General features: G+C 71.8%; 25 protein-coding genes. 17 read left to right on the forward strand and 8 right to left on the reverse strand.

All coding sequences use genetic code 11. The annotated features are described in order from the left end of the window. Positions 1–147: 147 nt before the first annotated feature. On the reverse strand, positions 148–1362 hold the full coding sequence (locus PUR71_RS12705; RefSeq protein ID WP_329927048.1) for a helix-turn-helix domain-containing protein: 1215 nt from the start codon (positions 1360–1362) through the stop codon (positions 148–150). A 195-nt stretch (positions 1363–1557) separates the two neighbouring features. Between PUR71_RS12705 and PUR71_RS12710 the strand changes: the two genes are divergently transcribed. The 4 genes from PUR71_RS12710 (at position 1558) to PUR71_RS12725 (ending at position 6208) form a co-directional block, all read left to right on the forward strand. Continuing rightward, positions 1558–2826 (forward strand): L,D-transpeptidase, encoded by a 1269-nt coding sequence (locus PUR71_RS12710; protein WP_329927049.1) that lies wholly within the window; start codon positions 1558–1560, stop codon positions 2824–2826. Between the two features lie 319 nt (positions 2827–3145). Next, a complete protein-coding gene (locus tag PUR71_RS12715; protein ID WP_329927050.1) occupies positions 3146–3601 on the forward strand; it encodes a hypothetical protein in 456 nt (151 codons plus the stop codon). Between the two features lie 861 nt (positions 3602–4462). Continuing rightward, a complete protein-coding gene (locus PUR71_RS12720; protein ID WP_329927051.1) occupies positions 4463–5134 on the forward strand; it encodes a DUF4232 domain-containing protein in 672 nt (223 codons plus the stop codon). Between the two features lie 378 nt (positions 5135–5512). Continuing rightward, entirely contained in the window at positions 5513–6208 is a 696-nt protein-coding gene (locus PUR71_RS12725) for a hemerythrin domain-containing protein (RefSeq protein ID WP_329927052.1), read from the forward strand. Positions 6209–6387: 179 nt separating this feature from the next. Here PUR71_RS12725 and PUR71_RS12730 read toward each other — a convergent pair whose 3' ends face one another. Both PUR71_RS12730 and PUR71_RS12735 read right to left on the reverse strand, forming a co-directional pair. Then, entirely contained in the window at positions 6388–7509 is a 1122-nt protein-coding gene (locus PUR71_RS12730) for an FAD-dependent oxidoreductase (protein ID WP_329927053.1), read from the reverse strand. 609 nt (positions 7510–8118) lie between these two features. Beyond that, positions 8119–8964 (reverse strand): helix-turn-helix transcriptional regulator, encoded by an 846-nt coding sequence (locus PUR71_RS12735; protein WP_329927054.1) that lies wholly within the window; start codon positions 8962–8964, stop codon positions 8119–8121. 183 nt (positions 8965–9147) lie between these two features. Between PUR71_RS12735 and PUR71_RS12740 the strand changes: the two genes are divergently transcribed. From PUR71_RS12740 to PUR71_RS12755, 4 genes are all read left to right on the forward strand, one after another. Continuing rightward, positions 9148–9372 (forward strand): Atu4866 domain-containing protein, encoded by a 225-nt coding sequence (locus PUR71_RS12740; RefSeq protein ID WP_329927179.1) that lies wholly within the window; start codon positions 9148–9150, stop codon positions 9370–9372. Next, positions 9369–10103 (forward strand): SDR family oxidoreductase, encoded by a 735-nt coding sequence (locus tag PUR71_RS12745; RefSeq protein WP_329927055.1) that lies wholly within the window; start codon positions 9369–9371, stop codon positions 10101–10103. The genes PUR71_RS12740 and PUR71_RS12745 overlap by 4 nt, the downstream gene beginning before the upstream one ends. A 20-nt stretch (positions 10104–10123) precedes the next feature. After that, positions 10124–10600, forward strand: a complete 477-nt coding sequence (locus PUR71_RS12750) for a nuclear transport factor 2 family protein (protein ID WP_329927056.1) — start codon at positions 10124–10126, stop codon at positions 10598–10600. A gap of 195 nt (positions 10601–10795) precedes the next feature. Next, positions 10796–11140 (forward strand): hypothetical protein, encoded by a 345-nt coding sequence (locus PUR71_RS12755; RefSeq protein WP_329927057.1) that lies wholly within the window; start codon positions 10796–10798, stop codon positions 11138–11140. 209 nt (positions 11141–11349) lie between these two features. Here the strand turns inward: PUR71_RS12755 and PUR71_RS12760 are convergent, their stop codons facing one another. Then, positions 11350–12195 carry a class II glutamine amidotransferase gene (locus tag PUR71_RS12760; RefSeq protein ID WP_329927058.1) on the reverse strand — a complete coding sequence of 282 codons (846 nt, stop codon included), beginning with the start codon at positions 12193–12195 and terminating at the stop codon, positions 11350–11352. Positions 12196–12395: 200 nt separating this feature from the next. Here PUR71_RS12760 and PUR71_RS12765 point away from each other — a divergent pair, with 200 nt between their 5' ends. Both PUR71_RS12765 and PUR71_RS12770 read left to right on the forward strand, forming a co-directional pair. Continuing rightward, the gene (locus PUR71_RS12765) at positions 12396–14339 is read left to right on the forward strand and encodes a glycoside hydrolase family 15 protein (RefSeq protein ID WP_329927059.1); all 1944 of its coding nucleotides are present in this window, start codon (positions 12396–12398) and stop codon (positions 14337–14339) included. Between the two features lie 30 nt (positions 14340–14369). After that, positions 14370–15800, forward strand: a complete 1431-nt coding sequence (locus PUR71_RS12770) for an MFS transporter (protein WP_443077432.1) — start codon at positions 14370–14372, stop codon at positions 15798–15800. 233 nt (positions 15801–16033) lie between these two features. On the opposite strand, the gene PUR71_RS12775 is transcribed toward PUR71_RS12770, so the two are convergent. Continuing rightward, complete coding sequence (locus tag PUR71_RS12775; protein WP_329927060.1) at positions 16034–16312, reverse strand: transcriptional regulator; 279 nt, start codon at positions 16310–16312, stop codon at positions 16034–16036. 207 nt (positions 16313–16519) lie between these two features. Between PUR71_RS12775 and PUR71_RS12780 the strand changes: the two genes are divergently transcribed. Next, positions 16520–17338 (forward strand): methyltransferase domain-containing protein, encoded by an 819-nt coding sequence (locus tag PUR71_RS12780; protein ID WP_329927061.1) that lies wholly within the window; start codon positions 16520–16522, stop codon positions 17336–17338. 459 nt (positions 17339–17797) lie between these two features. After that, on the forward strand, positions 17798–18205 hold the full coding sequence (locus PUR71_RS12785; protein ID WP_329927062.1) for a DoxX family protein: 408 nt from the start codon (positions 17798–17800) through the stop codon (positions 18203–18205). Positions 18206–18457: 252 nt separating this feature from the next. Here PUR71_RS12785 and PUR71_RS12790 read toward each other — a convergent pair whose 3' ends face one another. After that, on the reverse strand, positions 18458–20503 hold the full coding sequence (locus PUR71_RS12790) for a CYTH and CHAD domain-containing protein (protein WP_329927063.1): 2046 nt from the start codon (positions 20501–20503) through the stop codon (positions 18458–18460). Here PUR71_RS12790 and PUR71_RS12795 point away from each other — a divergent pair. The 5 genes from PUR71_RS12795 to PUR71_RS12815 all read left to right on the forward strand — a co-directional run bounded on the left by PUR71_RS12795 (position 20502) and on the right by PUR71_RS12815 (position 25734). Beyond that, the gene (locus tag PUR71_RS12795; protein ID WP_329927064.1) at positions 20502–20672 is read left to right on the forward strand and encodes a hydrophobic protein; all 171 of its coding nucleotides are present in this window, start codon (positions 20502–20504) and stop codon (positions 20670–20672) included. The two genes, PUR71_RS12790 and PUR71_RS12795, sit on opposite strands and share 2 nt — an antisense overlap. 270 nt (positions 20673–20942) lie before the next feature. Beyond that, positions 20943–21965 carry a YihY/virulence factor BrkB family protein gene (locus PUR71_RS12800; RefSeq protein ID WP_329927065.1) on the forward strand — a complete coding sequence of 341 codons (1023 nt, stop codon included), beginning with the start codon at positions 20943–20945 and terminating at the stop codon, positions 21963–21965. Between the two features lie 129 nt (positions 21966–22094). Then, positions 22095–22787, forward strand: coding sequence for an ATP-binding cassette domain-containing protein (locus PUR71_RS12805; protein ID WP_329927066.1), 693 nt, complete (start codon positions 22095–22097; stop codon positions 22785–22787). Further along, entirely contained in the window at positions 22784–24727 is a 1944-nt protein-coding gene (locus PUR71_RS12810; RefSeq protein WP_329927067.1) for a YhgE/Pip family protein, read from the forward strand. The genes PUR71_RS12805 and PUR71_RS12810 overlap by 4 nt, the downstream gene beginning before the upstream one ends. 575 nt (positions 24728–25302) lie before the next feature. Beyond that, on the forward strand, positions 25303–25734 hold the full coding sequence (locus PUR71_RS12815; RefSeq protein WP_329927068.1) for a hypothetical protein: 432 nt from the start codon (positions 25303–25305) through the stop codon (positions 25732–25734). 176 nt (positions 25735–25910) lie between these two features. Here PUR71_RS12815 and PUR71_RS12820 read toward each other — a convergent pair whose 3' ends face one another. Beyond that, positions 25911–26441 (reverse strand): hypothetical protein, encoded by a 531-nt coding sequence (locus PUR71_RS12820; RefSeq protein ID WP_329927069.1) that lies wholly within the window; start codon positions 26439–26441, stop codon positions 25911–25913. A gap of 62 nt (positions 26442–26503) precedes the next feature. Beyond that, the gene (locus PUR71_RS12825; RefSeq protein ID WP_329927070.1) at positions 26504–26626 is read right to left on the reverse strand and encodes a hypothetical protein; all 123 of its coding nucleotides are present in this window, start codon (positions 26624–26626) and stop codon (positions 26504–26506) included. Positions 26627–26639: the final 13 nt, after the last annotated feature.

Below are 26639 nucleotides of genomic sequence, written 5' to 3' on the forward strand. Positions count from 1 at the left end.
CGGCGGCGGAGGTCCCTCCGGCGTCCGCTCCGGCGGCGCGGCCGGCTCGCGCGGTGGCGAACGACCACGTCCCGCCCTGGTCGCCGGGTTCCGCAGTGGCATGCTGCCCCGCATGATCCCGTCCGCGCGAGGCTACGAGGACGGCCGTCAATGCTGGAAGGGGCTCGGTTCCCAGGCTTTCCCGCCGGTCGGGTAGCTGTACAGCGGCCGGCCCTTGACCGCGCTGGTGCGGAACGGCGCGCCGTCGCCGAGGCCGATGGGCAGGGTGCCCGTCCGGTTGCCGCTGGACCACTCCAGTTCCAGGTACCAGCTGACGTCGTGGGAGGTGGTCTCGGCGGTGACCTCGATGACCTCCGGGTCCCGCTCGCTCACCTTGACCGGCAGGCCGGTGCTGCCCTCGGTCACGACCGGGCGGGGGCGGGCCGCGTCCAGGTCGAGGTCGTAGGAGTGGACGTCGACTCCGCCGCCGCAGCCCTCGCCCATGGAGTAGGCGTTCCAGGCCGCCGGCGCCGCGGTCCGGGCGATGCGGACGTTGAGGGCGGTCAGCACCACGGTGTCGCTGCCGATGCCCTGCACGGTGAGCTCGATCGACTGGTAGTGGCCGGGGACCGCGCCGACCTCGGAGACCCAGGCGGGCACGTCCGCCACCGCGGGCGGCCGGGGGACTTGCGACGGCGGACGGTCGACGACGTACTGGTCGCACTCGGCCTCCCGGAGGGACGGGCGGACCGTGACGGTGATCGGGGCACTCGCGCCCTGGTCCGCGGTGCCGGTCGGCCCCGGCGGGGTCGCGCCGGCGGCCGGCCCGGCGTCCGCCCCCCGGGACGGAAGCGGACGACGGGCCACCGTTCCGGTGGGCTTGAGACCGGTGGCGACGGCCCCGACCGCGGCGAGCACCACGACGGCCGTCACGGCGGCGAGTACGCTTCGGCGCGCCCGTCGCCTCGCCGACGTTGCGGGGGTGTGCGCCGGGACGGCCGTCGTGTCCTCCGCGACTCCTCCTGCGGCCGGTCGCGGTTGGGGCGTCGCTTCCACTGTCAGTGCCGGTGGCGCGGGGGCCTGCGGGGGCGCGGGGGCGGGGGCGGACGTCTGCCGGTTGCCCCGTGCCGCGTGGGCGACGACCCACAGTTGGTAGAGCTCGGTGCGCTCCTCCAAGGTCGCCCCGCACAGCCGCGCGAGACGCTCCAGGGGGGCGAACTCCACCGGCATCACCTCGCCGTTGCAGTAGCGGTGCAGGGCCGACGTGCTCACGTGCAGCCGCTTCGCCAGCGCGCCGTAGCTGAGACCCGAACGGCTCTTCAGCTCCTGGAGCAGCCGCGCCACCCCGTCCGCCTCCCCCAACTCCCCGGTCCCCTCTGGCACTGATCCTCCACCCCTTCAGCCCCCGCACGGCCTTGGCCGCGCCCTCCCAGCGCCCGTAGAGAGCGTCCCAGGAAGACTACGTCTTCCCAGCTCAAACGGAGTAGAAGCGTCCCTGCGTCCCTGATCCCCGGCCCACCGTTGCGGCTGGGACGAACCGGCGAACAAGCTGACGGCGAACACCGAGAGGGAGCAACTGTGAGCACTGTTCGGGCGGCCCGGGCCGCGATACGCACCAACGACCGTTTCCACCGCGGCGCGGTGGCACTGGCGATGGGCGGGATCCTGCTGATGTCCGCGGCCTGCGGCGACGGCCAGGGCAAGGGCGCTGACACCGCCGCCGCCGACCGCCCCGCCGGCACCCCCTCCGGCGGGGCGGCCCCCGCGGCCTCGCCGGCCGCGCCGGCCGCGCCGAGGACGTCGGCCGCCGTGCTGGACGTGGAACCGAAGGACGGGGCCCAGGCGGTCGCACCGACCGCGCTCCAGGTGACCGTCTCCCACGGCAAGCTCACCACCGTCGACGTGACCGACAAGGACGGCAAGCCCGTCCAGGGCTCGATCACCCCGGACGGCACCGGCTGGAAGCCCGCCGCCGCGCTCGCCCCCGGCACGACGTACACGGTGAACGCCCAGGCGAAGGACGCCGACGGCCTGGTCTCCGCGGCCACCAGCGCCTTCACCACCGTCTCCCCCGGCAAGCAGGTGTCCACCAACGACAACATCGCCGACGGCCAGACCTACGGCGTGGGCATGATCGTCAAGGTGGACTTCAGCAGCAGGATCGTGAACAAGGACGCCGTCGCCAAGGCCATCACCTTCGAGACCAGCGACGGCACCGAGGTGAAGGGCCACTGGTTCGGCGACGATCGGATCGACTTCCGCCCGGCGCAGTACTGGAAGCCGGACACCAGGGTCACCATCCACTACCGGCTGAAGAACGTCGAAGTCGCCCCCGGCGTCTGGGGCGACGTCGACAAGGACGAACCGTTCGTCATCGGCCGCTCCCAGATCTCCACCGCGGACGCCGCCACGCACCTGATGACGACCGTGCGGGACGGCAAGTCCACCACCGTGCCCGCCACCCTCGGCGACGACAAGCACCCCTCCTGGGGCGGAACCATGGTCATCATGTCCAAGGAGAAGGTCACCCACATGAACTCCCAGACCGTCGGCCTGGGCAGCGAGTACGACATTCCCGCCGCCCCGCACGCGATGCGGCTGACGAGGAGCGGCACCTACCTCCACGGGAACTACTGGTACAAGGGCGACCCGTTCGGCACGGCCAACACCAGCCACGGCTGCGTCTCGCTCAAGGACGTGGAGGGCGGCAGCGACACCTCCCCGGCCGGGTCGTTCTTCAACGGCTCGCTGATCGGCGACATCGTCACGATCGTGAACACCAAGGAGAAGACCGTCGCCCCCGACAACGGCCTCGGCGGCTGGAACCTCCTCTGGGTCAACTGGTAGCACCCGCACGTGCCGGGAGGCGTACCGTCCTCCGGCACGGCCGCGAGCGTGGTGGGCGCCGCGGCGCCTGCGTCCACGAGGACGACGGGGTGTGGAAACCGACCGGCGACGGCTCCTGGACGAGTATGCGAAAGGAGCACCAGCCGCAGTGGGCCCGATCCGGTGCTGACCTCGGGTCAGGCGATCTGACCTGGCCGAACGGTGGGCGGGGCCGCCGGGTCCCGGTGCATAGAATCTCGTGCACCGGCGATCCGGCGGCCCCGTCCGTCCACTTCCCCCTGGCACATCAAGGTGCCCCAGGCATATCGGAGGAACCGCGGTGCCCCGCGAAGTCACGGAGATCGTCGACGGCGAGACCCTGCTGACCGCCATGCTGGAAGCCGTCCCCGAGTGCGCGGGCCCGGTGTCGGGGCTGTCGCTGGAGTTCGACAACGACGGCCGCACCGAGCGCTTCGTCGACCCGTACGCGGTGCTGCGGGACGCCTTCGCCTTCCCGCTCTACCTGCCCGCCCTGCGCGCGGCCCAGCCGGACCCGGAACTGCTCGCCAGGTGCTTCGAGCTCATCGAGGCCGGTCTGCAGAGCCCGGTCCTGCTGGTCCACCAGGCGATGTACTTCGAGACCCTGGAGCCGCTGATGGACGGCTTCGACCTGCTGCGGGCCGCGATCCCGCGCATGGGCCCGACCGCCTATCACCAGACGGTGCGGATGCTGAAAGGCGTCAACGCGGACCTGGACCAGCTGGCCGACGTGTTGCGCCACGGCGAGGACCGCTGAGGGCGGCTCGGGGTCGCGGGGCCGAGCGCCGACCCGCAGCGGGAACTCCTTCACGGTGGCGTACGTGAACGAGATCCCGCCGCTGATCCGACGCGACGCGACGGTGGACGTGACGTTCTCCCCGGGCCGCTGGACGGGCATTTGCTCGATCCACGCGGCGAGGAACAACTCCAGCGCTTCCCGAAGGTGCGCCAGGTTGCTGCCCGGTAGACGTGGTACCAGACGTCGCCCTGGCTGGTGACGTACTGACCGGGCACCCAGCAGTCCGAGGCGGCCCACCCGCCATAGGGGGCGAAGTCGTCGGCCACCTTCGGGGTGTTGGCCGCGGCCTCCGAGTACACGCCGGGGCCGTGCGGGCTGTCCAGCCAGATGGAAGATTCCCCGACGCCGACGCGTTGCCGACGGCCCACACCCACTCCACGTGCGGCGAGTGCCGCGACAGCCGCGGCCGTCGCAAGCCTGCGCCCGATGTCGAGGACGACGTCGGTTCGGAGTCGGGGCGGCAGTCGGCCACCCGTCGGCTTGCGCCGGAACCGAGTACGTCGCACCGGCGTGCCGGGGCGGGCGGTGTTGTCGCGCGGTCCGTGGTCAAGATCGTCCGCGTCACGGGTCCGTCCCGGTGATCGGCAACGGCGTCAACGGCGCGCGGCGGCGGTGTGAACCGGCGTTTGGGCAGGTCGGCGGCAGGATGCGGCACGACACGGCGAGCGACGGCGCGGGTGGTTTCGGCCGTACATGTCACAGCACTGTCCTGGGAGCGGCCCGGACGCAACGCTTCCCCCAGGGAGGGCAGTCCTCGTTGTCGAAAACCCGCTCGCACCGAGCACCAGGCACTGCCGCCCCCATCTGGAGGAGAACACCGTGCGCGTCCGCAACCTCGCCTTCGCCGCCCTGGCCGTCACCGCCGCTCTCTCGCTCACCGCCTGCCAGAACGACGAGACGGACACCGCGCAGGGCGCCCCGACCACCGCCCCGACGGCGTCCACCGGCACCATCCCCACCGGCGGTCCGGCTTCGAAGGGACCGGCGACGAACGGACCGGCTACGAGCAAGCCGGGGAAGACCGGCACCCCGCCCACCGCCGCACCGGCCGACTCCGGCACGGCCGGAAAGACCGCCAAGTGCCGGACCGCGGACCTGACCATCACCGCCGCGGACCGCACCATCACCGGCGACCCCGACAACACCGTCGTGGTCGAGCTGAAGAACCACAGCGGCAAGGACTGCACGCTCTCCGGATACGCCGGCGTCGACCTGAAGACTCCCTCGGGTGCCCTGTCCGCGGACCGCTCCGGCCAGCCGGTCGGCACGAGCGTCCTGGCACCCGGCAAGTCGACCTACTTCGGCATCAGTTACCCGCCCAACAACACGGGCGGCTCCGGCCTCCGGATCACCGGCCTGGTGGTGACCCCGCCGGACGAGACCCAGCCGGTCACCCTGCCCTGGCCGGGCGCCGGCTCGCTGCCCGCCACGGACACCAACGGATCCCCGGTGAAGATCGGCCCGATGGGAAGCGCCGGCCAGGGCCAGTGACCACCGCCCCCACCGGGACCCGCCCACCCGCCGGCCCGCCGGCCCGCCGGCCCGCCGGAACAAGCTCAGGGAGGAGCAGAACGGGCAGCTCGAGGCCCTGGGGGTGGCCTGGCAGAGCGCCCCCGCCCGGTGCTGGTGTGGTCCCGTGCCCGGCGCAGGCTGCCAGGGCCGCATCTTCGAATTTCCCGGCCCCGCTCTCGGCTCCCCAGCTCGTCGCCGGTTGAAGCACGCGAGGAGTTCAGCGAGCGAGGGTGTGGGTACGGGGTTCGGGCCACAGCGGAGGGTGAGCGGCGTGACCTGATTGCCGGCGGCAGGGCCGGCGTGACTAGGCTGCCGGTTCCCGGAACGATCACCGTTCCCTCAGAGAAGTGGATCCCGATGCCCACCGCTGCCGACCCGGCCCCCGCCAACGAGCGTTTGGACCCGCAGGAGATGGTCGTCCTGCACCGCGTCTTCCGCCGCGAGATACCGCTGCTGGCCAACCTGATCGAGGCCGCCACCCCCGGCGACCGGCGCCGCACCGACGTGCTCGCCGACCACCTCGACCTGATCCTCGGCGCCCTGGGCGAACACCACGAGGGCGAGGATCACCTGCTGTGGCCCAAGCTGCGCGAGCGCGCCGCCCCCGGCGACAACGTCGTGGCACGCATGGCCGACCAGCACGAGGCCATCGCCGGCGCGCTCGCCACGGCTACCGAGTTGTCGCGCCGGTGGCGCACCCGGGCTGACAGCGAGACGGCTCTGCGTCTCGCCGAAGCCCTGCGTGCCCTCGACCGGCACGCCGCCGCCCACATGGACGAAGAAGAAGAACATCTCCTGCCCCTGATGGCCGACCACATCACGCCCCGCGAATGGACCGAGGTCGGCGAACGCGGACGCCGCAGCGTCCCCAAGACCAGGCTTCTGACCTTCCTGGGCGCGATCCTCGAGGACGCGACCGCACAGGAACGCGAGCTGTTCCTCGCGCAGATGCCCGCCCCCGCCCGCCTCCTGTGGCACACCCTCGGCACCCGTCTCTACAAGCGCACCACCACCCGCGTCCGCCGGAGCGACGCCGTGGTCCCGCAGGCGTAGCGCCCGATCCCACGTGTGGGAGGGCGGAATTTGGTGCGGTCGAAGGGGTGGTCGTGCGAGTACTCCGAGGACGGTGCCTTGGTCCGGGTGCCACGAGCTGCGGACATGCTGGCCCGCAGCCGGAACAGCGACGCGTTGTTAACGGGTCGGCAGCACGATCGCGAACCCGGCCCGAGGCATCAGGAGTGAGCGAACAGAGTGACTACGCTCTGCGGTGCGTCCCGGCCGAAAAAGACTTCCAGGTTCCGCGCCGAGCGGCCGGCGGCGTCGCTGCTCCGCAGGAACAGCCGCTCTTCGTAGGCGCTGAGCGCGACCTCGGTGTCGGATTGCTCAACCAGCGTGCCGGCCAGGTCCGCGCCGTCGTACAGGGCGAGGTTTGCGCCCTCGCCGGCGAAGGGCGACATCAGATGCGCGGCGTCACCGACGAGCGTCACTCCGGGCACCCTGTCCCATTCGAGCCCGACGGGAAGGCCGTAGATGGGTCGGAGCCACGGTTCCACGTCGCTCTCCGTCACGAAGGCGGTGAGCAGCGGCGACCAGCCGTCGAACTCGTCGGCAAGCCGGCGGAGGCCTGCGGACGGGTCGCCGAAGTCGATCGACCTCGTCCACTCCTCGGGCCTGTTCAGCGCCACGTATCCGCGCACGTGTCCGTCGGCGTAGCGATGGGCGAAGATGCCTTTGCCCGGCGCGATCGCCATCAGCGTGCCGCTGCCGATCGCGGCCACGCTCGCCTGACCGTCCTGGCCTCCCGAGGTGAGGGCGATCTCGATGAAGCAGGTTCCGCTGAAGAGTGGCTCGGCGGAGGTGAGCAGCGGGCGCACCTTGGACCAGGCGCCGTCCGCGCCGATGACGATGTCGGCGCGGACGGCGGAACCTCTTGCGAAGGTGAGGACGTAGCCGCCCTCCGGACGGTGCCGGACCGAGGCGACCTTGTGGCCCCACCTGATCGTCCCGGGCGCCAGCGAGTCGATGAGCAGGCGCCTGAGTTCACCGCGATCCACCTCGGGGCGGGCCGAACCGGGGTCCGCAGGCATGTCGAACAGGATCGTGCCGTGACGGTCGACCACACGCTTGGCGTCCTCGCCCGGGCGGACCAGAGCGAGGAACCCGTCGTACAGACCGGCTGCGCGAAGCGCGACCTGTCCGGTCTCTTCGTGGATGTCGAGCAGGCCGCCCTGCGCACGGGTCGTCGCCGAGGCCTCGGCCTCGTAGATCGCCGCGGCGACGCCGTGAGTCTGAAGCACCCGGGCGAGCGTCAGGCCGCCCAGTCCCGCTCCGACGATGGCGATGGTCTTCGGCATGCTGCGCTCCTCTGTAGCGCCGACACGCGTCGGCGATGGTCAGCGCCGTGAGCGGACGGGATGTCCGGTCTCGGCAGGAGACGCTCACCGATCAGAACCATCTGCATCGATGTATGCGCGATGCCCGGCGGGTGGACCCGCGAGACATCGTTTTTCGCGACCCTGCGACTATAGCCCGGCTCCACCTCGCAGCGGCCGGGGCCGCTCACACTGTGACGCACCGCGCCCGCCACGTTCGTCTCCGACAGCCGCCTCGACCGGCTCGGCGGTGTCGCTGGGCGTGGTTGTCGAGGTATCACCCCAAGTCGGGCCAGACGAGCGGCGGACAGCCCGGGGCCCTGTCTTTTTGGCGCCGGCGCCGCCGTCCACAGGCACGATCGCGCACGGTCACCATGGAGGATCGGTCGCTGAGCAGCCAAGCGGCGACCTCGGCTACAGCGGCAACGACGGATGAGAGGGGACACCCGGGGCCTTGTCCATGCACGACGCCCCGCACGTCCCACCAGCTTCCGTTCGCCGGACAGGCACAGCGACCGTCCGGCGAACACTTTCATGAACTTCGCGTTCCGGGTACCGACGGGCTGACCCGCGGCTTCCGGGTTCAGGTACTTACGGTCGCCCGCCCCGAGCGGCCTGGTTCGAGGTGGCGTGGAGGGACCCGAGCAGGCTGAGGGCGTGGGCGCTGGAGCTGAGGGGTTCCGCTTGGTAGACGATCATCTGCTGGCCGGGGGCGTCGCCCACGTCGAAGGCCTGGTAGGTGAGAGCCAGCGGGCCGACGTCAGGGTGCAGGAGGTGCTTGGGCGCCCGGGTCTTGCCGTGCACGGTGTGGGTGTTCCACAGATGCGTGAAGTCGGGGCTGTGCCGGGAGAGGGTGCCGACGAGTTCCCGCAGCCCGGAATCGTCGGGGTCGAGACCTGCGGCGCGCCTCAGGTTGCCTACGACGGCCTGGGCCGTGTGACCCCACCATTCGTAGAACTGACGGGCCGCCGGGTCGAGGAAGACCATCCGGGCGAGGTTGTCCATCGGTTCGAAGGGGGAATGCAGGGCCTGGGCCAGGGTGTTGGCCGCCAAGACGTCCAAGGACCGGTTGATGACGAACGCGGGGGCGGCCAGGAGGCCGTCCAGAAGCTGCCGCAGGGCGGGGCTGACCCGGTCCGTGGTGGGGGCGAGCCGGCTGCTCGGCACCGTCCCCGCCAACTGGTGCAGGTGCGCCCGCCCGTCCGGATCCAGCCGCAGGGCGCGGCCGAGTGCGTCGAGTACCTGGGCCGATGGGTTGCGTTCTCGCCCCTGTTCCAGCCGGGCGTAGTAGTCCGCGTTCACCCCGGCCAGGACGGCGACCTCCTCCCGGCGTAGTCCGGCGACCCGGCGCACCCCGTGGCTCGCCAGGCCGGCGTCCTGTGGCCGAAGGGCCGCCCGGCGGGCGCGCAGGAACTCTCCGAGGTGGTTGCCGCTCACGCCACCACCCTAGGTGCCGCGAGCCGTGGCTTGCCTGGGTGCGGCGCACCCAGGCAAGCCACGGCCTGGCCGGCGGTCCTCGTCCTGTCCAGACTCAGCCGGGCGGAACAGATCCGCACCCATCGACGAAGGAGTGGGCACGTGACGGGCAGCACCGGGCAGGACCAAGCCGACGTGTTCGGCATGTGGGTGACGGCGGACGGTCACATCCGTCAGGAGCTACGGGCGGACGGCCGGTACGAGGAGGCTCGCGGCCGCCGCCGCAGCGCCTATACGGGCCGCTACACCGTGACCGGCAGTCACATCGACTACCTCGACGACAGCGGGTTCACCGCCACGGGCGACATCCGCGCCGGAGTTCTCCACCACGAACACCTCGTGCTCTACCGCGAGGAGAAGCAGGCATGACACACATGGACAAGGTCGTCCTGGTCACCGGAGCCAGCAGCGGGATCGGCGAGGCCACCGCTCGCCGGCTCGCCGCCGACGGCCACCGGCTCTTCCTCGGAGCGCGGCGCGCCGACCGTCTCGAGGCGCTCACCGCAGAACTCACCGCCGCAGGCGCCATTGCGGCGTTCCGGCGCCTGGACGTCACGGACGCCGCCGACGTACAGGCCTTCGTCACTGCCGCCCGCGAGCGCTACGGCCGGGTCGACGTCGTGGTCAACAACGCCGGGGTGATGCCGCTCTCGCCGCTGGAAGCGCTGAGGACGGACGAGTGGGACCGCATGATCGACGTCAATGTGCGGGGAGTCCTGCACGGTATCGCCGCCGCCCTGCCCGTGATGCGCGCGCAGGGCGGCGGACACGTCGTGAACATCGCCTCCGTCGGCGCGTACGAGGTCTCTCCCACCGCCGCCGTCTACTGCGCCACCAAGTTCGCCGTGCGTGCGATTTCCGAGGGACTGCGTCAGGAGTCCGCGGCGGACGTCCGGGTCACCCTCGTCTCCCCGGGCGTGACCGAGTCCGAACTCGCCGACGGCATCTCCGACCCGGCCGCCCGGGAAGCCATGAGGACCTACCGTGCCGTGGCGCTGCCCGCCTCCGCCGTCGCAGCAGCCGTGGCCTACGCGATCTCGCAGCCCGCGGAGGTCGACGTCAACGAGGTCGTCGTCCGTCCCCGCGGCGGCGCCCGATGACTTCTTCCGGAGAGACCCACATGACGCACACCGCCGCCGAGTACGACGGCCTCGCCCGCAGGCTGCGGGTGCTGGAGGACAAGGAAGCGCTGCGTGCCCTGCTGGTCCGCGGGTGGCGGGCGCTGGACCACAAGGACTGGCGGACCTGGAGCGAGTGCTGGGCCGAGGACGCGGTGCTGGACTTCGGGCCGTGGGGGAGGACCCGCGGCAAGGAGGCGATCCGGGAGAAGGTGGAGGAGGCGGAATCGTCCTTTCCGGCAATGCAGCATCACCTCCTCAACACCCACTTCGACGTGGCGGGCGACCGGGCCATCGGCATCGGCTACATGTGGTTCGTCGCCGTCACCGCACCCTCGCGGGCGTCCTCCCCGTACTCCATGGGCGGCCCTTACGACTGGGAGTTCCGTCGGAGCCCGGAGGGAGGCTGGCTGCTCGTAAGCCAGCGGCTCGGGGTGTGGTGGACCGATGGAGAGGACGGTCCGGGGGCCTTCGGGTAGGTCCACCCGGTGCCGCGCGTTGCTGAGGGGGCGACCGACGGGCCCGCGGACGCGCAGCAAGGCGCAGGCGGGTGGCGAGGGTGTCGGGCCGGCCGGCCGGGAGACCACGGACCCGGGGCGGTGCCACGCCGGGGTCCCACGCCCCCACGGCAGGGGCCGTCCGGCCCACCCCGCACCCCGCCAGAACGCGTCACGGTGGTGGGAGGAGACCTGCCGGAGGCGGCCATGGACGACCGGGCCGAAACCCACCGCATCGTCGAGCGGTTCTTCGCCGAACGGGAGAGCGCGACGCGCACCAGCCACTGCGGCACACGAGACGAGCACGCCGCACGGCAACGGTTCGCGCGCACCGGCCGGCTCGACCCCGACGACGCCCTCCAACTGCGCATGTGGGCCGTCAACCGCGCCCTGGCCGCCTACCACCGCCCCCTCTCCCCCGCCCAGGCCGACCGGGCCCTGCACGACTGGCACCTCATCGCCCGCCTCACCGACCCACCACCCCCCGAAGCCGGCGCCCCCGGAGGACCCCGGCAGGCATAGGGCCTGGCCGGGGCACCACCCCGGCCATGCGCCGACCTCCCGTCGCAGCCGGCGGGCCCTCCAGCCGCCGCGAGAGCGGCGGAAGCCCGGCTGTGGCGGTGCACGCCGCACAGCGGCCGCGTACTCGTCGGGGTGGAGGAGCGATTCGCGCTCTCGTTCGGCTGCTGTTCCGGGGCGGGCGTTCTGGCGGCTGCTGGTGAGTGTGCCGTTCAGGGCGCGGCCGGTTGGAACATGTGGATGGAGTCGTGCCCATCGCGCACGAGCGCGTAGCACGACTCGGGAACAGGGTTCCAGGCCCCCGGAAGGTCGCCGAGCGGTTCCGAGACGATGATGCGGGTCTCGTCGGACACCCGGTGCAAAACGGGGTTGTCGGGGTGCAGGGCGCGCAGCGCTTGGACGCTGGTGCTGAAGAAGAGCGAGCGCGAGGCTCGGCAGGTGGAGTACCGGAACGCCCACAGTCGTTCCCCGTCGGAGACTGCGACTGTCATCTGCAGGGGGTCCGTGACGCCGTGGCCGGCGGCGACCGCCTCGACGAAGCCGGCCATGCGCTCGACGGCGCCCGGGGTGTCGTCCCGTAGTCCGAAGGTGAGCGCCAGGTAGAACATCAGCTCCGAGTCGGTCGAGCCTTCGATGTACGGGTAGAGGGAGGCGTCCACAGCGAGCGCCAGATCGCGCTTGAGGACCGGGAAGTCGCTGATCGCTCCGTTGTGTAGCCAGAGCCAGCGCCCGTACCGGAAGGGGTGGCAGTTGGTCTGCTGCACCGCCGTGCCGGTGGAGGCGCGGATGTGGGCGAGGAACAGCGGCGAGCGCACGCAGTGCGCCAGCTCGTGCAGGTTCCGGTCGCTCCAGGCGGGTCCCACGGCGCGGAAGACCGCCGGCTCGGCGGTGCCGTCCTGGTGCCCGTCGGGATACCAGCCGACGCCGAAGCCGTCACCGTTGGTGGTCTCCACGCCCAACCGGGCGTGCCGGCTCTGGTCGATCAGGGAGTGGGCGGGTTTGTAGAGCAGTTCCTCCAGCATGATCGGGGAACCGGAATAGGCCAGCCATCGGCACATGGGGCTCACCGTCCTCACGGCGCCGCCGGATGCGGCACGCCGGGATCGTCGTCCTTCCACCGTAGGCCGGGTGCACCGGCCGGGCGCACCGGGGCGCCGCGGGCGACGTCGAGTCGGTACGGCGGAGATCGCGTCCACCGGCTCGGCGGTCCGAGGGGGCTCGGGTTCCGAGATGCGCTGACCGCGACCCAGCGGTCAGCATGAAGGAACGGCCTTTCACCGAAGCAGGCCGCCGCTCCCGCGTCGCCCGCGGTACTACGCCTGCGGTACCAGCCCTCTCCAGGCAGGAGTGGTCCATGAACGACTATCCCCCGATCGCGGCGCACGGCCTGGTCGGCGACTTGCAGACCGCGGCTCTGATCGCGTCCGACGGGACGGTGGACTGGTGGTGCACGCCTCGGTTCGACTCGCCGAGCCTGTTCGCATCGCTGCTCGACAGCGACCGCGGCGGCCACTGCCGTCTCGCCGCCGACCTCGGGGAGAAGGTCACGGTGCGCCAGCTGTACCTGCCGGACACCCCGATCCTCATCACCCGGTTCCTGGCCGAGGAAGGCGTCGGAGAGGTCATCGACTTCATGGAGCCGATCGCCTCCACCGCCCCGGCCGCACGGCACCGACTGATCCGGGTCGCCCGGGTGGTCCGCGGCAGCCTGCCCTTCGAGCTGGTCTGCAGGCCCCGCTTCGACTACGGCCGCGCCCCGCACACGCTCAACCGCCTCGACGACGGCAGCATCGTCTTCCGCGGCCCTGACAGCGACCTGCATGTCCAGGCGACCGAGCAGGTCGGCCTCCACACCGACGGCCAGGACGTGTCCGCCCGGTTCACCCTGAACGCCGGCGAGAGCGCCGCAGTCGTCCTCACCAGCGAAACGGGCGAGCCCGGGGCGCGTAGCAGGCGTCCGGGCGGTCCGCCACCGATCGTCGAGGAAGTGACAGCGGCCTTCGACGCGTGCCGCGACTTCTGGCTCACCTGGCTGCGCTCCTGCCGCTACAAGGGCCGCTGGCACGACATGGTCATCCGGTCCGCGATCACCCTGAAACTGCTGACCTACGCCCCGACGGGCGCCCCGATCGCGGCGCCCACCATGGGCCTGCCCGAGCAGATCGGCGGCGAGCGGAACTGGGACTACCGCTACACGTGGGTGCGCGACGCCTCACTGTCGGTCCGCGCGCTGATCGACCTCGGGTTCACCGACGAGGCGAACGCCTTCCGGCGGTGGATGCGCGAGCGGCTGGAAGCCGGCGGCACCGCCTCCGGCGAACCGCTGCAGATCATGTACCGGGTCGACGGTGAGCCGCACCTGACCGAGGAGGTCCTCGACCACCTGGAGGGCTACCGGCGCTCCGCCCCCGTGCGGGCCGGCAACGCCGCCGCCGACCAGATCCAGCTCGACATCTACGGCGAAGCGGCGTACGCGATCGCCCAGAGCGAGGACATCGGCGGCATCCGCGGCTGGAAGGTGTTCGCCGGGCTCATCGACTGGCTGTGCGACCACTGGGACCGCCCGGACGAAGGCATCTGGGAGACCCGCGGCGGACAGAAGCACTTCACCTACAGCCGGCTGATGACCTGGGTCGCCTTCGACCGGGCGATCCGCCTGGCCACCGCCCACGCCCGCCCCGCCGACCTCACCCGCTGGCGCGAAGCCCGTGACGCCGTCTTCCGGCAGGTCACCGAACGCGGCTGGAGCGACAAACGCCACGCCTTCGTCCAGCACTACGACACCGACGTCCTGGACGCGTCCCTCCTGCTGATGCCCCGCGTCGGGTTCCTGTCCCCCGTCGACCCCGACTGGCTCAGCACCCTGGACGCCATGACCGAGGAACTGGTCAGCGACAGCCTGGTCTACCGCTACGATCCGGCGGCCTCCCCCGACGGCTTGCAGGGCTCCGAGGGAACGTTCAGCCTGTGCAGCTTCCTGTACGTGGAGGCCCTCGCCCGCTCCGGCCGCGTCCACCACGCCCGCTACGCCTTCGACAAGATGCTCACCTACGCCAACCACGTCGGCCTGTTCGCCGAGGAGATCGGCCCCTCCGGCGAGCAACTCGGCAACTTCCCGCAGGCCTTCACCCATCTCGCGCTCGTCGCGGCCGCCATCGCCCTGGACGAGGAACTCGACCGCGCCGAACAGCCGGGCCCCTGATCTGCCCGCAGTGGAAAGAGGCCGACTCCCGTGACCGAGGATCCCGCCACCGGTACGCACAGCAGCCCCGCCCGGCCGGGTGCCGGCTCCCGCCTGCTGGCACCACTCGCCCTGGCACAGTTCATCTGCAGCTTCGCCGGCTCCAACATGAACGTGATGATCAACGACATCAGCCACGACCTGGACACCACGGTCCAGGGCGTGCAGGTCGCGATCACCGTGTTCCTGCTCGTCATGGCCGCCCTCATGATCCCCGGCGGAAAGGCCACCGACCGGTTCGGCCGCAAACGCTGCTTCCTCACCGGCCTCGCCGTTTACGGCGTCGGCGCCCTCCTCAGCGCGGTTTCCCCCCGGCTGGGCGTGCTGATCCTCGGCAACTCCATCCTCGAGGGCGTCGGCACGGCCCTGCTCATCCCCCCGGTCTACATCCTCACCACCCTGCTGTACCCCGACCTGACCTCCCGCGCCCGCGCCTTCGGCGTCATCATGGCCGCCGGCGGCGTCGGCGCGGCCGCGGGCCCGCTGATCGGCGGGCTGATCACCTCCGCGATCAGCTGGCGCGCCGCGTTCGTCTTCCAGGCCCTGGTGATCGCGGTGATCATCGCGCTGAGCCGCACCATCACCGATCCGCTGCCACCCGATCCAGACCGCCACTTCGACGTCCCCGGCGCCGTCCTGTCCGCCGGCGCACTGGTCCTGATCGTCATGGGCATCCTCGCCGCCGACAACAGCCTGTGGCTCGCCCTCGGCCTGATCGCCGCCGGCGCCCTCGTCCTCGTCTGGTTCCTCCACTGGATCCGCAGCGAGGAACGCGCCGGAGTGGAACCACTGCTGTCCACCGGCCTCTTCCGCAACCGCACCTCGAACCTCGGCCTCATCACCCAGAACGCCCAGTGGATGCTCCTCATGGGCACCTCGTTCACCGTCGCCACCTATCTGCAGGTCGTCCGCGGCTACGACGCCATCCAGACCGGTGTCATCTTCACTGCCGCCACCCTTGGCGTGCTCACCTCCTCGCTCGCCGCCGAACGCCTCGCCAGGCGCCTCACCCAGCGAACCCTGATCATCGCCGGATTCACCCTCTCCGTGGCCGGCGTCGCCGTCCTGCTCGCCCTGGTCGCCGGCAACCCCAGCGCGTGGGCATTCGCCCCCGGCCTCCTCCTCATCGGCCTGGGCCTCGGCGTGATGCTCACTCCCTCCGTCAACATCGTCCAGTCCGCTTTCCCCGAAGAGCAGCAGGGCGAGATCTCCGGCCTGTCCCGGAGCGTCTCCAACCTCGGCTCCTCCTTCGGCACCGCCATCGCCGGCACCATCCTCGTCGCCGACCTCACGAAACACGCCTACGCCGCGGCCATGGCCACCCTCGCCCTCGCCGCCCTCATAGGCCTCGCAACCGCAACCCGCATTCCCCACGCCACCCCCACCGCACCCATCCCAGCCGGCGACCCGCCCCGCCCCTGACTCCGCGGCCGACCGTTGATACGACGCCTCCCGAATACGTGCCTGTCACCCGGCCCGGATCAGGTGGGCGATGTCGGCGTGACGCAACACGCGGACAGGAGCGGCGAGCGCCGGGCCGGCCGGGTGTGTGACGGGCGCAGGTCCGGCAGCGGCCTCCCGGGCGACGAACCGGTGGGCCCGGGCCGTCGAGGCCGTGCTCGTCGCCCTGACCCGCCCTCGAGGGAGCAGGTGTGTCATCGGGTTGCGTCCGGAGGAGGGTTCTCAAGCTGGTGGATCAGCGCCTTGAGGGCGGCGACCTCGTCGAGCAGGGCCTGCTTGCCCGCCTTGGTGAGGTGGATCCAGGTGCGGACGCGTCTGCCCTCGTAGCCCTTCTCGACGGTGATCAGCCCTGCCTCCTCCAGTACTGCGACGTGCTGGGAAAGATCGCCGGCGGTCAGGCCAAGCGTGGTGCGAAGGAAGGTGAACTCAACGCGCCTGGCCTCCTTGGCGATCGCGAGGATGCCCGGGCGCACCCGTTGGCGCGCGACGTCGTCAAGGTCGGTGGTGGGGCCACCCGTCCGAGACCGTCGAGTTGGCGCAGTCCGCTGGTGACGGTTGCGCCCAGGTGTCCGCCGTAACTGTTGGTCTGGTACTCGGAGGTGATGACGTAACCGGACGGGGACCGAGGAGTCGACGTACCCGGCCGGCGCTGACGGACCGTCGGTCCTAGAGTGGGCGGCATGACAAGTCCGCGCGCCACCTCGGCCTTCCACGCACCCAACGCCGACCCCGCGATCACCGACCGCCTGATCAGCGCACTCGACGTCCAGGCCGCCAATCCGGGTGTACAGCGGCTGCGGGAGTGGGCACACGCACAGCTTGCCGCGCGACCCGGCGAGCGGGCGCTGGACGTAGGGGCCGGGACCGGTTCGGAGACCCGGGTGCTCGCGGCGGCGGTCGGCCCGGAGGGTACGGCGACCGGGCTCGAACCCCATCCAGGGCTGCGGGCGGTAGCCGAGCAGCGCGCCGCCGAGACGGACAGTTCGGCGCACTTCGTGGACGGGACCGCCCTCGCCCTGCCACTGCCCGACGGCGACGTGGACGTGGTCTGGTGCGAGCGGGTGCTCCAGCACCTGGACGACCCGGCGGGCGCGGTCGCCGAGATGGCCAGGGTCCTGCGCCCGGGCGGCCGGGTGGCCCTGCTCGACACCGACTGGGCCACCTTCGTCCTTCACCCGGCCGCCCCGGAGGTGCGCCCCGCGCTGGCCTCCGTCGCCCAGGCCACCGCCGCCACCCCGGACGCCGGGCGCCGCCTGACGGGCTGGCTGGCAGAGGCGGGGCTGACCGTCGACCACGCGGGCGCCGACGTCCTGCTGCACGACACCGGCAACGTGACCTGGCCGATCGTCCGCGGTCTCGCCACGGCGGCGCTCGGCCGCGGCCTGATCACCGAGAGGCAGCGCGACGAGCTCTACGACGACCTCACGGAAGCCGCCGGACGCGGCGCCTTCCACCTCTCCGTGACCATTTTCGCCGCGGTGGCGCACCGGCCGGCCTAAGGCCGGCAGTTCAGGGCGCTGACGTCCTCTCAGACGAGCTCGACACGGCGCTCCGCTGCTTCTGCGCCAGTGCTCGTCACCGCGGACACGGCGGACGCGGCAGCCGTCACCGGTGACGCCATGACCGGCCGGTCCACGCCGTCGGACGGGGCGGTGCCGGTACCCGGGGGTCCGGCGGTGATCGTGAACGCCCGGCTGGTGGTGAGCCCCTTTCGTGAGGCTCGCGTCGGCCGGCCACCTGCGCCTCCTGGCGGGCAGTCACACCTGCGCGGGACCCGGAGGCCGCGGCCGGTGCGGGCGCCGCGTCACTTGCGGGCGCGGCGGATCCGGGCGAGGCCGGCCCCGGCCGTGGCCTCCACGTGTGGGTCTTGAAACTTTCTCTCGCCGAACCGATGAGTTCAGGCGGTGGCGGCAGTCAAACCTGGGAAAGCAACGACAGCCGACTCGGGGAGACCTGAAATGTCCACCACCGCCGCTACCGCCGTGAAGTCCAGCAAGGCCGTCGTCCGGTCGGTCCGGACGCTGCGGATCCTGCTCGCACTCTTCTTCGCCCTGGCCAGCGCGCTGCCCAAGCTGCTCGCGCTCCCCGCCGCCACCTCCGTCTTCGACGCCATCGGCTGGGGCCACTGGTTCATGTACCTGACCGGACTCGTGGAGCTCGCCGGGGCGATCGGCCTCCTGGTCAGGCGACTGGCCGGACCGGCCGCGACGGCACTCATCGTCTTCCTGGCGTTCGCGTTCCTCACCCAGCTCACCGCGATGCACGGGGAGAACGCCGGAACGCCGTTCCTCTTCATGGTGCCGCTGGCCGTCATCGCCTGGAACCACCGCGCCGACACGGCCGAGCTGCTCGGTCTCCGGCATTGACCGGATGCTCACACTCCGGTGGCCCGGCACTTCGCCACGAGCGCGAGCGGCGGCCGCCACACACGCGATACGCGGCGCGCCGCGATGCCGTCGCCGACTGCGGAACGTACGCCAACGCGGTCAGGGCCGGCAGCGAATGTCCACGGCGCGCCCACCGGCCGGCCGCCCCGATGTCGCGGCAGGCCGCGCCTACCCCGCGCAACCCGGTCACAGCGTACGAAGGCCGGGGACGGGCCGCCGCGCGCGTGTCCTTCAGATCAGCCGGGCCAGGCCGGGGCGGCCCGCCCGACGGCGCAGCTTCGGCAGTCGCTCCTCGCAGGCGTCGGCGGTGCCCCGCTGGCGTTCGTACAGCACGCCGTAGACGAATGCGTGGCCGGTGTCACCCGTGCCCTCGCCGTTGAGCGTGATCAGTTCGCGGCGCAGGATCACGGCGTCGTGGTGGGTGCCCAGGGCCTTGTGCAGTTTCTTCATGCGGGCGCTGAACGCGGCGGCGCGCTCCTCGGTGCGCCGCGGGACCGGGGCCTGGGCGGCTTCCGCGGTGTACCGGGCGCGTTTGGCGGCCTTGCGGGCACGGTGCAGCGCCTGGTCACGTGCGGGGCCCGGTGCGGTGCGCAGGGCGCGGTCGAGGCGTTTGAGGGTCCGTTGCTGCTCGCGACGGAGGACGTCGGACAGGTATTTCGGTGCCTTCCGGGCGGCCCGGCGGCGCAGGGGCGGGCTGGTGACGAAGGCGTCGAGGGCGTCGAGCAGGGCGAAGTAGCGGTTGCCGTCGAGCTCGAGGAGCACCTGTTGCCAGGCCTGGTGGTAGCGGTGCGCGTAGTGCTCGGTGAGCCGGCCCCGCAGGGCGTGCCGGCGCAGTGAGGCGGGCACGGCGTCGAGTTGGTCCACCATGTTCTCGCCGAGCACCTCCTGGTCACGGGCCCGGCCGAGCAGTCGTGCGAGCCAGCGCAGTTCAGCGGCGAGCGGCTCGGCCCGGCTGCGCGCGAAGAGCTTGCGGTGGGCTCTGAGCAGGCTCCGCAGGCGGCGCACGGTCACCCGCATCCGGTGCACCGAGTCCTCCTCTGCCCGGCGCACTGCTGCATCGAGTGTGAGGAGCGCATCGTGCTGGGTGCGCAAGTAGTCCGTGACGACGGCACCGCCCGAGCCCGGCCGGGCGGGAGACGGGCGAGACCCGGGCAGGCGGGTCGGGCCGAGGGCGCGGGCGAGTTTCGAGGGCCATGGCGAGCGGGTCAGTTCGGCGTCGGCGAACACGGCGTCGATGCGCTCCAGCAGCGCCGCCGTACCGTGGTCCAGTTCGACTTCGAACTCGGTCCACTGGCTGATCTCCGTACTGCTCCCGCCGGGCGGGCGTGCTGCGCCGTCCGGCACCGCCTGGCCGTCCGTCGCAGCCGGGTCTCGGTCCGGGGGTGCTGCGGCGAGGCGTGAGGCGTCGAGTACCTGGGCGGCGACCCGGTCCTCGGTGATCTCGGCGAGCACCTCCTCGTTCTCGTCGCGCAGCAGCACCCGGGCCCGGTGGGTGCGCAGGTGCGCCACCGGGGTGAGCACGGCACCTCGGGTGAATGCCTTGACCTGCGCACCGAGTTCGGCCGGGATGTCGTTGGGGGCGCCGGCCGCCGCCGGGAGCCGGATCTCACGGCGGCGGTCCGCGTCCAACGGCAGTTTCAGGTGCCAGCCCTCGTCGGCGGCGCCGGTGCGTCGGCGCAGGGTGATGTGGTGGCGCAGGAGACGCAGATCGGAGGTGTCGTAATAGACGGTGTCGAGGTCCTGGGGCGCAGCGCGTTCGGTGGTCGCGACTCCCCGGATCCGGTCGAGCCGCTCCGGAAGTGCGGCCCCCACGTATTTACGCTCCGTTTCCACCTGCTGTGTGGCCATGGTGTGCGTCTGCCCGCCCGGGTGGCCGTCATGCGTCCGGTCCGGCACAACGTGGTGGCGCCGGCCGCACCGGCGGCGCGCGAGCTCTTGACAGCGCCCGGGTCTCCCGGGCGGTCGACCCGGCCGGGGGGAGGAAAGTACGGTCAGCGGGTTGGCGTGGAATGCGGCGAGGGGCGCCTGGGACTGGTCCGTGCCCGTGTGGGTGCCCGGTCGCCGGAACGGAGGACGGGGCGCCGGCCGTCGGGCCGGGCCCCCGTTCGGCGGGGCGAGGTCAGCCGTCGGGGGTGATCCGCCCGCGCCTCCTCGACGTGATGGCGCACGTTCTCCACATTGTCCTGATCCGTACGCCGGTTCGCAGACATGAATCCCGCCGGTCGGGTCACCAGCATGAGCATCCTCGATGAACGACGAAGGAGATGACAGAACCATGGGTGCTCTTCTGCTCGTACTGCTGCTTGCCCTCGTGCTCTTCGGCCTCGGGTTCGCGGTGAAGGTGCTGTGGTGGGTGGCGCTGTTCGTCCTGGCGGTGTGGCTCCTCGGCTTCGTCGTCCGCACCGTCGACGGTGCCGGCGGCCGACGACGCTGGTACCGGTGGTGACGTCGACAACACCGTCGAGAACGGACTCCCGGTGGCGCAGCGACCGCCCGGACGGAAGCACGCGCTCGGCGGCAGGCCCCCGGACGCTCACCCCCCTCGCGGCGGCAGTGGCGGCAGCGGCCTGCGCGTCCTGGGCAGCCCTGGCCGGCCGGCGCCGCTGCTGAACTCCGGCCGGGGCCCGGGTGCGGCGGCACCCGGGCCCCGGCCCTCGACATGTTCCACGGGTACACGTTCCCCGTGCACCCGAACTCTGTCCGGGACGGGTGGTCCATGAACGTGGTTGACGCACTCGACGACTACCAGCGACGGCACCGCTGGGCGGGCCTGACGATCGCGGTGGTGTACAAGTTCATCGATGATCAGGGCACCTACATGGCCGCCCTTATCACCTACTACGGTTTCCTGTCCCTGTTCCCCATGCTGCTACTCCTCCTCGCCCTGCTGGGATTCGCACTGCACGGCGATGCCCAGTTGCAGCAGCAGGTGCTGCATTCCGCCTTCAGCCAGTTCCCGGTGATCGGCGACCAGATCGAGCACAACATCCGTTCGTTCCAGGGCAGCGGCTTCGCGCTGGCAGCCGGCATCACCGGCAGTCTCTACGGCGCGCTGGGGGTGGCACAGGCGCTCCAGAACGCCTTCAACACGGTGTGGGCCGTTCCTCAGCACAGCCGCCCGAACGCGCTGACCGGTCGCCTGCGCGGACTCGCCCTGCTGGGTGTCTTGGCCGCGGCGGTCGTCGCCTCCACGGGCCTGGCCGCCCTCACCGCCACCGCGCACGGCCGGCCCGCTTGGATCGACCGCGGCGTACGGATCGCCGCCGTCCCGCTGTCGGTCGCGGTCGGCACCGCCCTGCTGCTGGCCGGCTTCAAGCTCCTGACCAACAGCCGACTCCGGGTACGCCTGCTGTGGCCCGAAGCCCTGGCGGCGTCGCTGCTCTGGCAGGCGCTGCTGTTGGTCGGCACCTACTACGTGGGACACGAACTGCGCGGGGCGACAGCCACGTACGGGCTGTTCGGCATGGTGCTCGGTCTGATGGCGTGGATCTACCTCGGCGCTCTCACCCTCGTCGTGTGTGCGGAGAGCGCGGCCGTGCGCACCCACCGGTTGTGGCCCCGCGGGCTCACGGCGCCGTTCGCCGATCACGTCCCGCTGACCCGCGCGGACCGGCGGGCCTACACCTCCTACGCCACCGCCGCCGCCTACAAGCCGGACGAGGAGATCAGCGTCGACTTCCACCCACCCGGAGCGCAGCGGGGTGAGGGCGGCGCTCCACCGTCACCGGTGGACCGCTGAACCGCCCGCCTCTTCGGTGCGGGTTCGCGGCCGACGCGGCTCGCACCGGGTGTGAGCGGGAGAAGGAAGGGTTCAGGACATCCGTCGCCCGCGCCGCATACCCCGGGCGGCGCGGGTTAGCAGACCCGGGTGGAGATATCTGGTGAAGCGGTGACGGCCCGGGGCATCGGGGTGCGCGGCCCTCGGGGGCCGGTGTTCGAGAACGTCGACCTCGACGTGAGCGCGGGCGGTCTGCTGGTGGTGCACGGGCCGGGAGGATCCGGTCGCACGTCGCTCCTGTTGGCACTGGCCGGGCGCATGCGCCTGCACACCGGTGCCGTGGAAGTCGGGCGCCACCGGTGCCCCGGCCGTGGCGCCCGGCACGTCCGGCGCCTGGTGGCGCTCGCCCGCGCGGACGGGGCCGTGGACTTGGAGGGCCGGCTCCGGACGAGCGAAGTGATCGCCGAGCGCTGCTGGCTGGAGCGGGACGTCACACCCCGCCGGGTCGTCGAGGCGGCGCGGCGGGTCGGGCTGAGGCTGCGCCCGGAGTCCCTGGTCGAGGATCTGGGACCGCTCGACGCCCTGCTCCTCGCCGTCGCCCTCGCCCTGGCGGCCCGGCCCCCGGTGCTCGTGGTCGACTCACTCGACCGGGACTGCCCCGCGGAGGACCGCGAGCACGCCTGGCAGGCCCTGGAAGCCGTGCGGGCCTGCGGCTGCACCGTGCTGGCCGCCGCCACCGACCCACCCGCAGCCCCTGCCGACGGCGCGGCCCTGCTCGCCCTGCCCCGCCGCCACACCGGACGCCCGACCGCTCCGACAGCCGCGAAGGAGACGGCCGCATGACCGTCCTGCGCCTGGCCTACCTGGAACTGCGACGCTTCCGCGGGCCTCTGCGCCGCCTCGTGCCCGCTCTGCTGTGCCTGATACCCCTGCTGTACGGGGCGATGTACCTGTGGGCCAACTGGGATCCGTACGGCAAGACCGACCGCGTCCCCGTGGCGGTCGTCAATCTCGACCGCCCGGCCACGACCCCCCAGGGCGCCACCGTCGACGCCGGCACCCAGATCGTCGAGAAGCTCAAAGCCGCCGGCACCTTCGCATGGCGCTTCGTCGACGAGGACACCGCGAGCAGCGGTCTGCGCAGCGGCCGCTACGCCTTCACCATCCGGATCCCCGCCGACTTCAGCAACCGCCTGTCGAGCGCGACCGACCCACAGCCCCTGCAGGCCGGCATCCGGATGGAGCTCAACGACGCCAACAACTACATCGCGGGCGTGATGACCGAGGTCGTCCAGTCCAAGCTGGAGGCCCAGATCAACTCCGCCACCCACGAGGCCTACGCACACGCCCTCTACGGCGAACTCTCCCAGGTGCGGCGGCAACTGACCACTGCCTCGGCCGGTGCCCAACAGCTCCTCACCGCCTCGACCACGGCCCAACAGGCGAGCGCGGCCTTCGCCGCCGCGAACTCCACGGTGAGCACCGGCACCACCCAACTGGCCACGGGCGCCCGGCAGATCAGCCAGGCCATCACCGAGGTGGACACCGCCGCCGACAGGCTCGACACCACGGCCGCACGGCAGATCCCCACCGCCACGGCCGCCCTGGTCACCGCGGCCTCCCTCGCGTCCCAGGGCACGGCCACCGTGCACACCGGCACCTCACAGGTCAAACAGGGCACCGCCACCGCCGTGACCGACCTCCGGCAACTGGCGGCGGACCACCCCGACCTGGCCCAGGACCCCGCCTACCAGCGCGCGTTGCGCGACGCCGACCAGGCCGACAGCGCCGCCGGGCGGATCGACTCCGGGGCGGCCGCCGCCCACACCACCGCCGCCCAGACACTGACCGCAGCCCAGGACCTCCAGACCAAGGCCGCCTCACTCCAGCAGCAGACCACCGCCGTGACCACTCCCCTCAAACTGGTCGACACCGGCGCGCAGGGCGTCGCCACCGGCACCACCACCCTCACCGGAGCCGTCGAAGCCCTCCAGAAGGGCGCCGGCGCGGCCACCAGCGCCGCCAACCAGGCACACGACGGCGCCACCCAGCTCTCCAGCACGATCGACGACCAGCTCAGGCACATTCCGGACCTGACCGACCAGCAGGCCACCGCCGCCGCCACCACCCTCGGCACGCCCGTCCACATCGACCGCACCAACCTCCACCCCGCCGGCGTCTACGGACGCGGACTGGCACCCTTCTTCTTCGCCATCGCCCTGTGGGTCTTCGGCCTCTTCGCCTACCTCCTCCTGCGCCCGTTCAACCGACGGGCCCTCGCGAGCCGAACCCGCTCCACCAGCGTCGCGGTCGGAGGCTGGCTGCCCGCCGCCGCACTCGGCGCCCTGGCCGCCGTCATCCTCTACACCGTCGTCGACCTCGGACTCGGCCTGCACGCCGACCACCCCGCCGCCACCGTCGCACTGCTCGTCCTGGCCGCCGGATCCTTCGTCGCCGTCGACCACCTGCTGCGCACCACCCTCGGCGTGGCCGGCGACGTGCTCTCGCTCGTCCTGCTCATCCTCCAGCTCACCGCCTCGGGAGGCCTCTACCCGATGCCCACCACACCGGGCTTCTTCCAGGCGCTGCACCCCCTGCTGCCGATGACCTACCTCGTCGACGGCCTCAGGGTGACCATCTCCGGGGGCCAGACCGGCCACCTCCTTCGCGACGCCGCCGTCCTGGCCGCCTTCGCGCTCGGCTGCCTGGCACTCAGCAGTCTCGGCGTCCGGCGCCGGCGCAGCTGGACCCCGGCCAGTCTGCACCCGGACATCGAACTGTGAGGCCGGCGTCGTGCCCGGCCCCACCGCACGGGGTGCGTGCGGGTCTGCGAAGAGAACGGCTCCGCGCCAGTCGGCCGGTCCGCTGCCGGTCGCCGACCTGATCGAGCGCATCACTCCAGAGGACCGGCCCGAGTTGCCCGGCGCGCACCGGGCAACTCGATGTGCACAGCCGGCGGTCGCGGCGGTGCAGGCGGGCCGGGGCTGAGCCCGGGGCCCTCGGCCTGTTCCTCGAGCCCGCAGCCCGCAGCACGCGCCCGCACGGAGGAGACGTTCACGCTGCCGAGGCCGAACTCCTCGCCGCCGCCCAGGCGAGCCGCGCGATGAGGGCGCAGGCGTCGTCCAACTCGCCGCATCGGCTGCGTAGTTCCTTCGGCGGGACGCGACCTGCCGCAGCGCGGTTGTCGGGATGGGTGAGGCCGACGAGGACGGGCCTGTCGTCGCAATGGTCAGTCGGACGACCATGCCGCCAATCGGCATCCCGCTATTATTGATCATGTAGGACGTGGTGCGGCGAACTCGTCGACCCAGCGGAGCGGTTGACGCGGGAGCGGTGAATGGCGGCAGGAGACAGCACAGTGCGTCGGGCCCGGTTCGGCGCGGCGGCGCTGGGCTCGGGGGTGTTCCCGGCCGTGTTCGTGGAGGCGGCGCTGGTCGCGAACTGGGACGCGGACCATCCGGTGCCCGTCCCCGGCGACGACTCACCCGGCGGTGGGGACATGGGGGCCGTGGCCGCTGTGCCGCTCTTCGCCCTCCTCGCAATCGTCTGCCTGGTCTTCCCGCTGCTGTGGGGGATCACGGTGATGCGCAGGCGGAAGGGCCGGTCGGTGCAGCAGCTGGTGATGGTCTCCACCGTCCTGCAAGGGATCGCCCTGCTGGTGGCCCTGCCGGTCGCGGCGAGCCTGCCGTACGGCTGGGCCGGTGTCACGGCCCTCGCCGCCGCGGAGCTGATCGCCCTCGGCGTCGCCCTGCAATCGCTCTTGTCGCGACGCCGGGGTGCGACCATCTAGAAGCAACACCGGTGACCGCTGTCCGTCATGGCCGGTACGGGGTCAGCGGTGTGGCCGGGTCGTCCGCGTCATCGGGCAGCTCGGGTAGCGGCCAGGCCGCATCCGGTGCCCAGGTGGGCCGGCCGCCGGCGAACCAGACCAATGCGGGGCCCTGCTCCAGAGCCTCGTCGCCGCGACTACTTCATGATCGCCGTGCGAATGGCCTCGGCTCGGTCGAAGATCACTGTCACGTCGTCGGTGGCGAAAAGGAACCGGTCACCCTCCCAGCGGCCGGCGGCGATCCATACCGACTCTGGCGTGGTTCGCAGCATCGCGTCGGGGCCGAGGTCCAGACGCACCCAGCACGGTGTCGCATCTCCCGAGACCCAGTCGACCCATGCCAACTCGGTGTCGACGATTTCCCGACCCAGCAGTTGCTGCCAGTGAGGATGGCCGACAACCGGCAGGACGACTGGACCCCACGACTCGCCGATGTTGACGAGGAACTCCTCAACGGGACGATCGAAGACCTCCAAGCCGTAGCGCCCGAAGGCGCTCCCCCATGTAAAGGTGAACACGACTCCGATGTCCGTGGTCAGCTGACACCCGTGAGCCGCCTCGTGGGACGTCCCGTAATCCCAGGTCAGCGGCTCGCGCCCGCCCTCATCCCTGCCGGTCATCAGGGCGTACTCGACTCCCGTGATGCGCAGGCCCCGCAGCGAAGCCACGACGCGCTCTAGCTGCGGGTGAGTGAGCCGAGGAGGGGTCATATCCGTGATGATCTCATTGCTCAGCTAGGCATTGCCGCTGATTTCTCCGCCACCGCATCCCGGCCCACGTACGGCTTGCGCGGCTGGGTGATCCGCAGGTAGCCGGAGGTCAGTTCGACGGCCGCTTCGGCCTCGTCGAACATGGAGAAGTCCTCC

This window comes from Streptomyces sp. SP17BM10 (assembly GCF_036322405.1).
In the GTDB taxonomy this organism is placed as follows: domain Bacteria; phylum Actinomycetota; class Actinomycetes; order Streptomycetales; family Streptomycetaceae; genus Kitasatospora.

Bases quoted from the DNA above. Each gene is read 5' to 3' on its own strand.
- PUR71_RS12725 (WP_329927052.1), top strand. From the start codon at position 5,513: ATGCCCACCGCTGCCGACCCGGCCCCCGCCAACGAGCGTTTGGACCCG.
- PUR71_RS12730 (WP_329927053.1), bottom strand. From the start codon at position 7,509: ATGCCGAAGACCATCGCCATCGTCGGAGCGGGACTGGGCGGCCTGACG.
- PUR71_RS12740 (WP_329927179.1), top strand. From the start codon at position 9,148: ATGTGGGTGACGGCGGACGGTCACATCCGTCAGGAGCTACGGGCGGAC.
- PUR71_RS12745 (WP_329927055.1), top strand. From the start codon at position 9,369: ATGACACACATGGACAAGGTCGTCCTGGTCACCGGAGCCAGCAGCGGG.
- PUR71_RS12750 (WP_329927056.1), top strand. From the start codon at position 10,124: ATGACGCACACCGCCGCCGAGTACGACGGCCTCGCCCGCAGGCTGCGG.
- PUR71_RS12760 (WP_329927058.1), bottom strand. From the start codon at position 12,195: ATGTGCCGATGGCTGGCCTATTCCGGTTCCCCGATCATGCTGGAGGAA.
- PUR71_RS12765 (WP_329927059.1), top strand. From the start codon at position 12,396: ATGAAGGAACGGCCTTTCACCGAAGCAGGCCGCCGCTCCCGCGTCGCC.
- PUR71_RS12780 (WP_329927061.1), top strand. From the start codon at position 16,520: ATGACAAGTCCGCGCGCCACCTCGGCCTTCCACGCACCCAACGCCGAC.
- PUR71_RS12785 (WP_329927062.1), top strand. From the start codon at position 17,798: ATGTCCACCACCGCCGCTACCGCCGTGAAGTCCAGCAAGGCCGTCGTC.
- PUR71_RS12795 (WP_329927064.1), top strand. From the start codon at position 20,502: ATGGGTGCTCTTCTGCTCGTACTGCTGCTTGCCCTCGTGCTCTTCGGC.
- PUR71_RS12790 (WP_329927063.1), bottom strand. From the start codon at position 20,503: ATGGTTCTGTCATCTCCTTCGTCGTTCATCGAGGATGCTCATGCTGGT.
- PUR71_RS12800 (WP_329927065.1), top strand. From the start codon at position 20,943: ATGAACGTGGTTGACGCACTCGACGACTACCAGCGACGGCACCGCTGG.
- PUR71_RS12810 (WP_329927067.1), top strand. From the start codon at position 22,784: ATGACCGTCCTGCGCCTGGCCTACCTGGAACTGCGACGCTTCCGCGGG.
- PUR71_RS12825 (WP_329927070.1), bottom strand. From the start codon at position 26,626: ATGTTCGACGAGGCCGAAGCGGCCGTCGAACTGACCTCCGGCTACCTG.